The 12,522-nt window shown below is 70.5% G+C and carries 9 protein-coding genes; 4 read left to right on the forward strand and 5 right to left on the reverse strand.

The genetic code is table 11. From position 1 onward, the window contains the following. Positions 1-291 precede the first annotated feature (291 nt). From TsocGM_RS03050 to TsocGM_RS03065, 4 genes are all read left to right on the forward strand, one after another. Positions 292-486, forward strand: a complete 195-nt coding sequence (locus TsocGM_RS03050; protein ID WP_126723845.1) for a hypothetical protein — start codon at positions 292-294, stop codon at positions 484-486. 98 nt (positions 487-584) lie between these two features. Beyond that, complete coding sequence (locus TsocGM_RS03055) at positions 585-1,700, forward strand: DUF1559 domain-containing protein (RefSeq protein ID WP_126723846.1); 1,116 nt, start codon at positions 585-587, stop codon at positions 1,698-1,700. 108 nt (positions 1,701-1,808) lie between these two features. Then, positions 1,809-4,751: an FG-GAP-like repeat-containing protein gene (locus TsocGM_RS03060; protein ID WP_126723847.1), complete on the forward strand. Its 2,943-nt coding sequence runs from the start codon at positions 1,809-1,811 to the stop codon at positions 4,749-4,751. 251 nt (positions 4,752-5,002) lie between these two features. Then, positions 5,003-6,232, forward strand: coding sequence for a heparan-alpha-glucosaminide N-acetyltransferase domain-containing protein (locus tag TsocGM_RS03065; protein WP_126723848.1), 1,230 nt, complete (start codon positions 5,003-5,005; stop codon positions 6,230-6,232). 108 nt (positions 6,233-6,340) lie between these two features. On the opposite strand, the gene TsocGM_RS03070 is transcribed toward TsocGM_RS03065, so the two are convergent. From TsocGM_RS03070 to TsocGM_RS03090, 5 genes are all read right to left on the reverse strand, one after another. Further along, positions 6,341-8,296 (reverse strand): solute symporter family protein, encoded by a 1,956-nt coding sequence (locus TsocGM_RS03070; RefSeq protein ID WP_126723849.1) that lies wholly within the window; start codon positions 8,294-8,296, stop codon positions 6,341-6,343. Further along, on the reverse strand, positions 8,293-8,589 hold the full coding sequence (locus TsocGM_RS03075; protein WP_126723850.1) for a DUF485 domain-containing protein: 297 nt from the start codon (positions 8,587-8,589) through the stop codon (positions 8,293-8,295). The genes TsocGM_RS03070 and TsocGM_RS03075 overlap by 4 nt, the downstream gene beginning before the upstream one ends. Positions 8,590-8,788: 199 nt before the next feature. Continuing rightward, positions 8,789-10,339, reverse strand: a complete 1,551-nt coding sequence (locus TsocGM_RS03080; protein WP_233578218.1) for a hypothetical protein — start codon at positions 10,337-10,339, stop codon at positions 8,789-8,791. An 81-nt stretch (positions 10,340-10,420) separates the two neighbouring features. Continuing rightward, on the reverse strand, positions 10,421-11,449 hold the full coding sequence (locus TsocGM_RS03085) for a glycosyltransferase family 2 protein (RefSeq protein WP_126723851.1): 1,029 nt from the start codon (positions 11,447-11,449) through the stop codon (positions 10,421-10,423). Next, positions 11,446-12,519: a lysylphosphatidylglycerol synthase domain-containing protein gene (locus TsocGM_RS03090; protein WP_158633348.1), complete on the reverse strand. Its 1,074-nt coding sequence runs from the start codon at positions 12,517-12,519 to the stop codon at positions 11,446-11,448. Before TsocGM_RS03090 ends, TsocGM_RS03085 begins: the two co-directional genes overlap by 4 nt. Positions 12,520-12,522 lie beyond the last annotated feature (3 nt).

Here is a 12,522-nt window from a genome sequence, read left to right on the forward strand (position 1 = left end):
TCGCCTCGTTGCCGCGACGATGATCCAGCCAGCCTCTCGATCTCGGTCGTCTTCTCTCGAACTCTGGCCATTCGAGCCGGAGCCGTCGTTCGGAACAACAGGTTCGAGTTCGATTGGATCGAGATGCCCTCGTCGGGGATGATGCTCGGTCGGGTGGCCGATCGGCTGGCGATGTCCCGCCAGCAGATTCGGGGTCCCGATGAGACCCCCGGTCGAACGTTCCGTTTCCGGCACGCGAAGCGGCGGCCGGCACCTTCACGTTGTCCCTGGAGCTTCGGAGCCTGTTTGCCCATGCATGGCCTCCGTTCGCAGATTGCCAAGACCCTGCTCGCCTTTCCGACCGTCTTGGTCGCCCTGCCCGGATGTGGGGGAGGCGCCGGGGAGCCCGGCTTCAACCAGGAGTTCGAGCCCCCGGCGGCTGCTCCTCCCGCGGTGGAGAATCCGGCCGACACGGGGGAGGACCTGAGCCCCCGAGAACGGCGCTGACCGATCGGGTTTTGCCGCCTTCATCCCAGTCCATGCCTGTCATTAGGGGCCGTCGGTCGGATGGGCCTCTTCCTCTTGAACCCGGAGAATAACAACCGATGACCCGAGCATGCCCCGTTGCCGCCCGTCGCGGCTTCACCCTCATCGAGTTGCTGGTGGTGATCGCCATCATCGGCGTCCTGATCGCCCTGCTCTTGCCCGCCGTGCAGAGCGCTCGAGAGGCCGCCCGTCGCGCTCAGTGCACCAATAACCTGAAGCAGCTGGCGCTGGCCTTGCAGAATTATCACGACGTCAACGGCAGCTTCCCCATGGGAGACGCCTACCAGCGCCGAGGCAACAATCCCGGCGGCTGGGTGCGCCAGAACTTCGGGCCGTGGGTGGCCATGACCCAGTTCTACGAACAGGGGAATATTTTCAACTCGCTGAATACGGACGTGATGATCTATTACGCCCAGAATAGCACCACCAACGGCTTCGCCGTGAGCATCCTGTGGTGCCCCAGCGATAGCGAGGTGATCAACCAGCGCTATCCGGGCAATCCCGGAGATGGCTGGGACGATAGCCCGATCCCGATGACCTACAGCAGCTACGCGGGCAACTCGGGCGTGCTCTACTATCACGCGGCCCGGGGCGAGGTGCCGCAGTCGTTGGTGGGGCAGAATCAGGGGGTCTTCATGCATGTCGGTCGGCCCCCGTCGATGACCGGCGGCTCGGGGGCGTGCACGACCTGCGCCAGCGGCAAGGTTGTGTCGATTTCCAGCATCCGGGACGGCACGAGCAACACCATCATCGCCGGCGACAAGGCGTACGGCCGCGTGGCCGCCGAGCTGGGGGATCCCTACGGACCGAATTGGTGGACCTCGGGCCTGATTGGCGACACGACCTACTCGGCGCTGTTCCCCCCGAACTTCTTCAAGTCGGTCGCTGCCGGAGCGGCGCTGCCCTGCTACTTCCCCGAGCAATGCGGCGACTCGCGCAACTTCATCCAGACGGCCAACAGCTTCCATCCCGGCGGCTGCAACTTCGCCTTCTGTGACGGCTCGGTCCGGTTCATCAAGAACACCGTCAATTCCTGGAACCCCTTCTTGGTGCAGTACAACGGCCGAGGCGTGGCCTACAGCGGCGTTGGTGGCAATCCGCTGCCGGTCTACGGCGTCTACCAGGCGCTGCACACGATCAAGGGCGGCGAGGTCATCAGCGCCGACCAGTATTGATCGCGTGACCCCGAGCCCGTGATTCCCCGTCCGGCCGGAGGTCCCCATCCCGGGGGCCCCCGGCCGGCGTCCGTCTCGCGAGCGGGACGACCGGACCGAGGACCGATCATGCGACCGCGAGGGAGCCGCTTCGCCGCCGCCGCCGCCGTCGCCGCCGTGCTGGCCGTGGGACTGGGAGTCGCCTCCTGGTTGGTGTGGTCGGCGCGGGAGGCCTGGTTCGAGGGCGGGCTCGAGGAGGCTCGGGCCGCGATGCTCGACGGCCGGCACGCCACGGCGCGGCGGAGGCTGGTGGCATTGGTGGAGCGGCGGCCCCGGCACCCCGAGGCCTTGTACCTGCTGGGCCTCTCGGAACAGGCGATGGGGCATCCCGAGGCGGCCGAGGAGGCCTGGGGACGCATCCCCGAGGCGGCCCCCGAGCGCGGTCTGGCCCTGCTGCACTGGGCCGACATCGAGCAATACCGGGGCCGGCTCGCCGACGCCGAGGACCGCCTCCGGGCCGCGCTGGAGATCCCCGGAGCCCACCGGCCGATGGCCCGGTGGGCCCTGGTGCGATTGATCCGGCCCCAGGGGAGGTTCGATGAGGCCGGCCGGATCTTCCGGGAGGGCCTCGTCGAGCATCCCGAGCCGGTCGAGGCGCTGCGGGTCCTCTACCAGCTTGAGACCGACGCCTTCCCCATCGACCTCGTCCGCCGGGACTACGAGCTGGCCCACCGGCTGGCCCCCGAGGACGACCGGGTCTGGCTCGGCCTGGCCCACCTGGCGGCCCGATCGGGACACTTCGACGAGGCGGAGAAGTGGCTCGACCGCTGCCGCTCGAGGCGGCCCGACGACCCGGTCGTCTGGCGGGCGAGGCTCGACTGGGCGCTGGCCGCCCACCGCCCCGAGGCCGCCGCCGAGGCGATCGCCCACCTGCCCGCCCGGGCCGGGCCGGAGGGGGAGGCGGAGGAATTGACGCTGCGGGCCTGGTTCGCCCGGCTCGAGGGGGACCGCCCGGCCGAGCGCCGGGCGCTGGAGGCGGTGGACCGGCTCGACCCGAGCCGGCCGGAGGTGATCGATCGCCTGGCCGCCCTGGCCGCCGAGGAGGGCCGGGCCGAGGCCGCCGCCGGCTACCGGGCCGTCCGAGAGCGGCTGGAGCGGGACCGGGAGCGGTACGTCGCCCTGCTGCGGGCCGAGGACCCGGCCTCCCGCTTCCGGGAACTCTCCCAGGCCGCCGCCGCCCTGGGCCGACGCTTCGACGCCGCCGCCTGGCTGGCCCTGGCGGACGGGAGCGTCGCGGAGGAGGAACTGCCCGAGCGGCCGGCCCCCAGCGGCCAGACGCTGGCCGATCGGCTCGCCGGGGTGGTCGCTCGGGCCTCGGCCCCGGCGGCCTCCTCGTCGGGGGAACCCTCGCTGATCATCCCGAGGTTCGAGGACGCCGCCGAGGCGGCCGGGCTGGACTTCGTCCACGACCGAGGCCACCAGGCCGACCGCCTCGTCCTGCCCGAGACGGGGGCCGGCGGCGTGGCCTTGCTGGACTTCGACGGCGACGGTTTCCTGGATCTCTACGCCGTCCAGGCCGGCTCCTTCCCTCCTCCTCCCGACTCGGGCAACGGCGATCGGCTCTACCGGAACCGGGGGGACGGAACCTTCGAGGACGTGTCGGAGTCGTCGGGGATCGCCTCGTTCCCGGGAGGGTACGGACACGGGGTCGCCGTCGGCGACATCGACAACGACGGGCATCCCGACCTGCTCGTCACCCGATGGCGCTCGTATGCCCTCTACCGGAACCTCGGCGACGGCACCTTCGCCGACGCCACCGAGGCGAGCGGACTGGCAGGCGACCGCGACTGGCCGACCTCGGCGGCGTTCGCCGACCTGGACAACGACGGCGACCTCGACCTGTACGTCTGCCACTACCTGAGCTGGGACGAGTTCGGCGACCGCTCCTGCGTCTCCCCCGACGACCCGACGGTCTACTCCTGCAATCCCCGGGACTTCCCGGCGGAGCCGGACCGGGTCTATCGCAACGACGGCGGCCGGTTCGTCGACGTGACCGAATCGGCCGGGATCGTCGACCGAGACGGCCGAGGTCTCGGCGTGGTGGCCGCCGACGTGAACGAGGACGGGTTGATCGACCTGTTCGTCGCCAACGACATGACGGCCGACTACCTGTTCCTGAACCGAGGCGGGTTCCAGTTCGAGGAGCTGGGCGCGGCCTCCGGCGTGTCGGCCAACGCCCACGGCAACTACCAGGCGGGCATGGGCACCGCCTGCGGCGACCTGGACGGCGACGGCCGGCTCGACCTGCTGGTGACCAACTACTACGACGAGTCGACCACGTTCTTCCGCAACCTCGGCGGCGGGATCTTCGCCGACCAGTCGGCGGCGATCAACCTGGAGGCCCCGAGCCGGCACCTGCTCGGCTTCGGCCTGGTGCTGCTGGACGCCAACCTCGACGGCCGGCTCGACGTGCTGACCGCCAACGGCCACGTGCACGACGGTCGGCCGCGTTACCCGTATCGGATGCCGGCGCAGTTGCTCCTGGGAGGGCCGGGGGGCCGGCTGGTCGACCCCGGCTCGGAGGCGGGCTCGCCGTTCGAGACGAGGCACCTGGGCCGGGGACTGGCCAGCGGCGACCTGGACAACGACGGCCGGCCGGATGCCGTGCTCCAGGCCCAGGACGAGCCCCTTGTCTTCCTGCACAACCGCACCGAGGGGGCCGGCCGGTTCCTGATGCTCCGGCTGGAGGGGACGGAGTCGAACCGGGACGGCGTGGGAGCGGTCGTCACCGTCCGGGCCGGGGGAAGGGCGTGGGTGGCCGCCCGGGTCGGCGGCGGCAGCTTCCAGTCGGCCAGCGACCCCCGGCTGCACTTCGGCCTGGGGGCCGTCGAGCGGGTGGACGCGATCGAGGTGCGCTGGCCTTCCGGTCGGGTGGACCGCTTCGGCCCCGAGCCGGCCGACGCCGCGTTGCTGATCCGGGAAGGGGCCGCGGCTCCCCGGCCGCTGGCGGGCGCTGCGAGGCCCTCGGGGCCCGAGGCGGCCGCGGGGGAGAGGGGGGAGGATGGCGGCTGATCGATGGCCGAGGCCGGCGGGCGGATCGGCGGCGTCGAGGGCGTTGCGGCCGGAGAGCCGCCGGCGCCTCCACTCACGCGACGGACCCCGTCCGCTCCTGCGTCTCGGTCGCCGATCGCCCTTCATCCCCCAGGCGATCTTATCCTGAAGCAATCGAATTCAAGTTGTTGTTCTCATGTGATCCGACGTCGGTCCCGAAAGGCGGCCGACAGGTTCCATTCCCCGAGAGACCCCGACGGAGAGACCCCGCGATGAGTTCGATGGCAGGGACCGGCCGGATTGCCTCGATGGACCAGTTCCGGGGCTACACGGTCGCCGGGATGTTCGTGGTCAACTTCCTCGGCGGGATCGCCGCGGTGCACTCGGTGCTGAAGCACAACGACACGTACTTCAGCTATGCCGATTCGATCATGCCGAGCTTCCTGTTCGCCTGTGGGTTCTCGTACCGGCTGAGCCTGCTGAGGAGGATCGAGCAAATGGGCTCGGCCGCGGCGTACCGGCGGGTGGCGTGGCGGAGTCTGGGGCTGATCCTCGTCTCGCTGGTCGTCTTCGGCGTGGGAGGGGGGTTCGACTCGTGGTCGGAGATGACCCCCCGGGGGGTGCTGCGGTTCTTGGCCGAGCTGCTGAAGGCCGACCTGTGGGAAGTGCTGGCGATCATCGGGGTTTGCCAGGTCCTGATCATGCCGGTGGTGGCGCGGTCGGCCGGGGTGAGGTTCGGGACGATGGTGGGGCTGTCGGCCGCTCACCTGGGGCTTTCGTATCTGTTCAACTATGACTTCGTTCAGGGCCAGCCGAACTGGATGGACGAGGTCTGGGGCACGACCGGCCGTCGGGCGTGGGACGGCGGGTTCTTCGGGCTGCTGCACTGGTCGGTGCCGATGCTGGCCGGCACGCTCGCCTTCGACGTGATGACGGCCGCCGGCCGCTCCCGGGGCGGCGGCGCCGCCCGCCTGGTGGCCTGGGGGGCGCTGGCGATGGTGCTGGCGTATGGCCTGTCTTGCCTGAGCACCCTGTACGGCCCGGAAGACCGCCGGACGGACGAGCGGGGAAACCCGGTCGACATCGCGACCTCGCCGGTCGTGCCGCCGCTGGGACGCCTCTCGGGGAGGGAGCCGGCCGAATTGCTGGCGACGCCGCCGCTGGTCGAGCCGGAGGTGATCGCCCGCAATTACTGGATGATGGACAAGCGGGTCGTCACCGCTCCGTTCATCTGGTTCGCCACCGGATTCGCGATGGCGCTGTACGGGCTGTTCGTCGTCGCCTGCGACCTGATCGGCCTGTCGGTCGGACTGTTCCGCCTGCTGGGCATGAACCCGCTGGCGGCGTACGTCATCCACCACGCGGTCGAGCAGACGGTCCGCTCGGTCGTGCCCAGGGACGCTCCGCTCTGGTGGGCGCTGACCGGCCTGCTGCTGTTCTTCGCGATCACGGTGCTGTTCGTCCGGTTCCTGGACCGGCAGAAGATCTACCTGAGGCTGTGACGGCGGGCCAGGGCCGGGGCTGGGCTCGGGGAGGGTCGTCCCCAGGCCGTCCGGCCCCGGCCATTGGCGATCGACCGTCCGGGCCGGGCCGGGTCGGGTCGGGTCGGATCAGCCGGCGTTCGCGTTCGGTTGCTGGTCGGCCTTCGGCTGCGTGAGCAGCGAGACGACGACGAGGACGAGGAACCCGAGGGGGATCGTCACCAGGCCGGGCTGGCTGAAGGGGATGACGGAGTCCTCGGCGGGGAGGCGGTAAACATCCTTGTAGGCCTGGGCGCTGAGGAGGATCCAGCCGAGCGAGGTGAGCATGCCGACGACGATGGCGGCGGCGATGCCCCGCTTGGTCGTCTTCGGCCAGAACAGGAGCATCACCAGCGAGGGCAGGTTGGCCGAGGCGGCGACGTTGAACGCCCAGCCGACCAGGAAGCTGACATTCAGCTTCTCGAAGGCGATCCCCAAACCCATCGCCGCGATGCCGACCAGCACGGCGGCGATCTTGGCGGCGCGGACCTTGGCGGCGTCGGTCATCCGCAGCAGCAGGACGTTCTCCATCAGGTCGTGCGCCACGGCGCCGCTGGCAGCGAGGATCAGGCCGCTGACCGTGCCCAGCACGGTGGTGAAGGCGACGGCCGAGATGATGGCGAAGGGCAGCTCGCCGAAGCTTCGGGCCAGCAGCGGGGCGGCCATGTTGGAGTTGGTCGGGTCCAGCACCCCTCCGGTCATCGCGCCGAGGCCGAGATAGAGCGTCAGCACGTAGAAGGCGCCGATCGAGGCGATGCCGACCACGGTGCTCCGCCGGGCGGCCTTCTGGTCCTCGACGGTGTAATAACGGATCAGGATATGGGGAAGCGAGGCGGTGCCGCAGAAGAGGGCGAGCATCAGCGAGAGGAAGTCGAGCTTGTCGACGAGGCGATCGCCCCGGATCCCCGAGAAGGTGGGGCTGCCGCCGGGAACGAGGAGCTGGCCGCCGGAGGTCGGGACGGGGTAATAGACGGTGGTTCGCGTGCCGTCGTCCTCCGAGATCACCCGGTTCTTCCAGACGACCACCGTGCTGTCTTGCAGGGTGGTCAAAAACGAGATCGGCCCGAGCGGGCCGGTGCGGTCGACTCCTCCGGGCAGCGACGCGATCGAGCCGACGGCGAGCAGGTCCCCCTGGCCCTCGCCGGTGCCCTGGGGGATGCCGTTGGCGAGCGTGGTGCCGTCCGGCAGGACGGTGAGCGTCTGGGCCTTCGCGACCAGGCCGGCCTGGGAGTCGGCCTGATCGGCCGGGTCGTCGAGACGATACCAGGTGGATCGGACTCCGGTCTGGCGATCCTCGACGCGGAGGAACCGCTCCCCTTCCCAGGGGCCGTCCTCGGGAAGGATCCGGAGGCCGGGGTCGGCCCGGAGGTCGTCCTCTCGGGCGGTCTCGAACGGCTGGACCGGGATCTCGGGCCGGGAGGGCTCGGTCGAGAGGCCGCGGCGGAGGATCCCGAGGGTCAGCGCCGCGCAGAAGAGGACGAGCAACGCCCCCTTGATGAACTGCACATACGTCGTGGACACCATGCCCGCCGTGACGACGATCAGCACCACCACCGCGCCGACGGCTAGCACCCCCTGCGCGTGAGACAGCCCCAGCAGGGGACGCACCAGTGTGCCGGCGCCGACCATCTGGGGGATCAGGTAGAAGACGCTGACGACCAGGGTGCTCAGCGCCGCGGCCAGGGTGATTCCCCGGGATCGGTATCGGGCGTTCAGGGCGTCGGCGAAGGTGAAGCGGCCGAGGCGCTTCAGCGGCTCGGCGATGACGAACAGGGCGACGATCCAGCCGGCGAGGTAGCCGATGGAGTAGAGAAAGCCGTCGTATCCAGAGAAGGCGATCATTCCGCAGATGCCCAGGAACGACGCGGCCGAGAGGTAGTCTCCCGCGAAGGCGACCCCGTTGACGAACCAGTGGATCTGCCCGTGCGCCGCGAAGTAGCCGCCGGACGACTTCGCCCGGCGGCCGAGCAAGACGCTCAGGCCCAGCACGACCGCCACGAAGGCGGCGAAGATGACCACGGCGACGGCCGACGGCTCGTAGATCATTGCGAGCCCCCCCCCTCGGCCCGGCGACGGTCGGCGATCCGCTTGCAGATCCCCACGTACACCAGCGCCAGCACCACCGCCGCCGCGATCAGCCCCAGCCCGGTCGCCAGCGCCAGGTTCAGCCCTCCGATCGGCCGGGAGGCCATCAGCCCGGGGGCGAAGGCGTTCACCAGCACGAACGCGCCGTACAGGGCCAGGTAGACCGCGAACAGCCGGAGCCCGACCTTCGCGTAGGCCGAGGTCAGCTCGGGGTGCTCGTCGTCAATCGGGGGGTGGTCGTCGATCGGGGGCACGGCGCACCGGGGAGCACGAGGAGAGGGGGAGGGTCGGCCGTCGACCCTCGGATCGGCGTAGGGTCGCCGAACCGGCAGGCGATGGCAAGGACCCGGTGCGGCAGCCTTGCGGGAGGCCGGCCGCCTTCCCTGGCCGTCGTCCTCCCTCCCGCCTCCCGCCTCCGGTGTCCGGTGTCCGGTGTCCGGTGTCGGTCCTCGGCTAGCGTTTCACGTCGAGCACGTCGAGGTGCTCCATCGCGTCGACGATCCAGGGATGGCTCCACGGCTGGTGCAGGCCGTAGCCGGTGTTGAAGACAGCGAAGCCGAAGGCGGCGAGCATCAGCCAGCGGGCCAGGGGGCGATGCTGGCCGGCTTCCAGCCCGAGGGGCAGCAGGATCAGCCAGAAGGGAAAGAGCCAGAAGAGCCAGCGGGCCCCCTGGGTCGAGCCTCCGTAGTTGTGGGTCTGCCAGGTGTAGAAGGCGATGATGCCGACGGTGAGCACCAGCGTCAGCCAGGAGAAGGGGCGCAGGCGGCGATCGAGCCCGACCATGCTCCGCAGCATCGCCCAGAAGGAGAAGAGGACGACGGGAGTCAGCGAGAGGATCCCGTGGTGGCCGACCGTCAGGTGCAGCAGGTACTGCCACCAGGGCTCGGGGTTCAGGTCGTACCAGTCCATGCCCAGCGGGCTGAGCCAGTAGCTGCCCGGGTAGCGATACGGGGAGTCGGGCCCCTCTTCCGAGAAGGCGGCGTAGACGGGGGCCCACTCGCCGATGGCCAGGTAGGTGGTGAGGAAATGCGCGGCGATCGGCACCAGGGCCGCCGGCACGAAGACCGTCAGCGTCTTCCCCGGCGCCTTGACCAGCAGCAGCAGGAACAGCAAGACGCCGAAGGCGGCCGACGGAAGCTCGTTGCAGGCGCAGAAGGCGCCGAAGGCCCCGGCGGCGGCGAAATCGCCCCAGTGGCGTCGGCCGTCGTCCCAGATCCGGAGGAAGGCATACAGGGCGAAGAACGCGCTCCAGGCGGCGATGGTGTGGTTGTTCAGTGTGGTGGTGAAGATGATCAGGTTCGTCCCCAGGCCGGCGACGGCCAGGGAGAGGAACCAGGCCCAGTCGTTGCCGGCATAGCGGTCGAGCAGCCGGGCGTAGAGCACCAGGGCGACCAGCAGCGGCAGGACGTTCAACAGCACGACCACCGGGTTGAAGTAGAGCACCTGCACCGGCCACTCGGCCGGCTCCTCGGGAGTGACGTCGATGACGCGGTAGCCGCGCTGCTCGTCGACTTCGAGGATCTTGCCCGGGTCGTCGGGGGGGGCGTCGTCGAGGCTCTGGACCTCCTTGCGGAGCGATCGCTCCTGCTCGACCTTGGCGTCGAGCGGCACGCCGGTGATCGTCCGGATCGGGTAGAGCAGGCCGGCGATGAGGGTGGGCAGCAGGGGGGGCTTGCTGGAGTAGAAGTGCTTGCCGGGCGCTTCCCCCTCAGCAGGGAAGGGGTCGTCGAGCAGGACCTTGTCCTGGGTGCCGAGCTGCCAGGGGCACTCGTCGATGGCGTAGGTGCCGCGCTCCAGCAGCGACCAGACGGTGCACCAGCGCGAGATGTCGTTGGCGCTAATCATCGCCTTCTGCTTGAGCGTCGCCCCCAGGGCCAGCGCCACCGAGGCCACGATGAGGATCTGCCCAACGGCCCGGCGGGAGGGGCTTCTCGGGGGGAGGGAGCCCCGGCCAGGGGATTCGGGCTCCATGACGATCGTCTCGGGGATCTCGGAGTACGCCATCGGGCCGGTGTCCTCTCGGGTCGGATCGGGTGGGGGCGATCGCTCGGCGGGCAGGGGAGGGCAAGCGGGCCCGGAGGGGCCTCAGTCCCCCTCGACCGCCGACGCCGGGGCCGGGCGGCTCGAAGGGTCGTCTCGGCCGTCGATCGTGTCGGACCGGGGGCCGAGCCGCTCGGCGATGGAGTAGGTGTCCTCGGCCCGGAGGTTGTACGAGGTGATCATCTCGGCCAGGACCCCCAGGCTGAGCAACTGCGTGCCCACGACGAGCAGGGCGGTCGAGTAGATCAGCAGCGGCCGGGTGCCGATCGGGTGGTCGACCCCCCGGACCCAGTGGTCGACGACCCAGAGGGCGGCCAGGTAGGCCATCCCCGCTCCTCCGATCAGCAGCAAGACCAGGCCGACGCCGCCGAGCACGTGCTGCGGCCGCTGGCCGAACCGGGTGAGGAAGCGAACGGTCAGCAGGTCGAGGAACCCCTTGAGAAACCGGGAGAACCCGTACTTCGACCGGCCAAACTTGCGGGAGCGGTGCCGCACCTCGATCTCCCCGACCCGGAAGCCCCGGGCGTGGGCCAGCACGGGGACGAAGCGGTGCAGCTCTCCGTAGACGAAGACCTCGCGGAGCACCTCGGCGCGGTAGCACTTGAAGCCGCAGTTGTGGTCGTGCAGGTGGGTGCCGGTCAGGACGCTGACCATCCGGTTGAAGACCCGGCTGGGCAGGACCTTGTGCCGGGGGTCGTGCCGGGTGCGCTTCCAGCCGCTGACGACGTCGAGGCCGTCCCCCTCCTCGAGCTTGTCGAGGAAGCGGGGGACCTCGGCGGGGTCGTCCTGGAGGTCGGCGTCGAGGGTGAAGACGACCGCGCCGGTCGCGTTCGAGAAGCCGGCGGTCAGGGCGGCGGCCTTGCCAAAGTTCCGCCGGAATCGGATCGCCCGCACGCGGGGGTCGCCCGCGGCCAGGTCCCGGAGCACCGACCACGAGCCGTCCCGGCTGCCGTCGTCGACGAAGATGAACTCGGCGTCGCCCAGGCGGTGCGACTCGACGACCCGGGCCAGCTCGCCGAGCAGGGCGGCCAGGCTGTCGCGCTCGTTGTAGACCGGGATGACGAAGCTGATCATGTCAACGGTTCATCGGGCCGGGACGGGGAAGGGGACGGTGAGCAGGCCGACGCCGCCGCCGGCACCGGCTCGACGAGGGGACGGCCCGAGGGCCGGCAAGGGCGGGGGCGGAGCAGGGCCAGCACTCCCGAGGCGAGCAGCTCGGCCACCACCCAGACCAGCCGGAGCACCAGCGCGGCCACGATCGCCGGCTCGGCCCCGATCGTCGGCCCCAGCGCGGCGGTGAGCACCGCCTCCCGGATGACCAGCCCGCCGGGGAAGATCGCCACGAGGAAGCCGGCCACGGTCGCCAGCGCCACCGCCGCCACCGCCGGCGGCCAGCCCGAGGGGGGCATCCCGCCGGGGTCGATGGCCCGGATCGTCGCCACCAGGCTCATCCCCATCAGGGTCCAGCCCAGCAGCGACCAGCCCATCCCCTCGGCCAGCAACCGCGCCGAGAACCTCGGCAACGCCGACCGCCCGACTCCAGGGAAGGGGACACTGGCGGCCATCGCCAGCTTCGGGAAGATCCGGGCCTCGGCCAGCACCAGCAACGGGACGCCAAGACCCAGCGACAGCCACGCCAGCGGCGCCTCGATCGACCTCCCCCCGCCGACCGGAACCGTGATCGGAGGCCCCGGCCAGCTCAGGAAGACGATCCCGGCGATCAGGCCGCCGGAGGCCATCATCACCAGCGTCTCGTACAACGTGGCGAAGGCCGCCGTCGCCGCCCGGGCGCCGTAAGGGAGCACCAGGCCGACCCGAAGCACCACCACCATCGCCTTGCCCGGCACATACTTCCCCAGATGCCCGATCAGGTACGCCCGCAGCGCCGGCCCGAGCGGGACCGGGGCGTCGCTCCGGGCCAGGATCCGGGTGAAGAAGACCCCGAAGCAAGAGAGCCCCACAAGATAGAGTGCCGCCGAGGCCGACAGCCACCAGCCGCTGGGCCGGAGCGTCTCGCCATAGGCACGCAGGTCGTCCCAGGCCCGGACCAGGGCCCGGGCGACCATCCAGACGATCAGGGCGCCGAGGATGACCTTCGCCGCCCGGACGACCGGCCTCTTCCAGCGCGTCCACCGCTTCGCCACGAC

The sequence above is a fragment of the Tautonia sociabilis genome (assembly GCF_003977685.1).
GTDB classification, from domain to species: Bacteria; Planctomycetota; Planctomycetia; order Isosphaerales; family Isosphaeraceae; genus Tautonia; species Tautonia sociabilis.

Coding starts and splice junctions, on each gene's coding strand:
- TsocGM_RS03060 (WP_126723847.1), top strand. CDS start 1,809: ATGCGACCGCGAGGGAGCCGCTTCGCCGCCGCCGCCGCCGTCGCCGCC.
- TsocGM_RS03080 (WP_233578218.1), bottom strand. CDS start 10,339: ATGGCGTACTCCGAGATCCCCGAGACGATCGTCATGGAGCCCGAATCC.
- TsocGM_RS03050 (WP_126723845.1), top strand. CDS start 292: ATGCATGGCCTCCGTTCGCAGATTGCCAAGACCCTGCTCGCCTTTCCG.
- TsocGM_RS03070 (WP_126723849.1), bottom strand. CDS start 8,296: ATGATCTACGAGCCGTCGGCCGTCGCCGTGGTCATCTTCGCCGCCTTC.
- TsocGM_RS03065 (WP_126723848.1), top strand. CDS start 5,003: ATGAGTTCGATGGCAGGGACCGGCCGGATTGCCTCGATGGACCAGTTC.
- TsocGM_RS03085 (WP_126723851.1), bottom strand. CDS start 11,449: ATGATCAGCTTCGTCATCCCGGTCTACAACGAGCGCGACAGCCTGGCC.
- TsocGM_RS03055 (WP_126723846.1), top strand. CDS start 585: ATGACCCGAGCATGCCCCGTTGCCGCCCGTCGCGGCTTCACCCTCATC.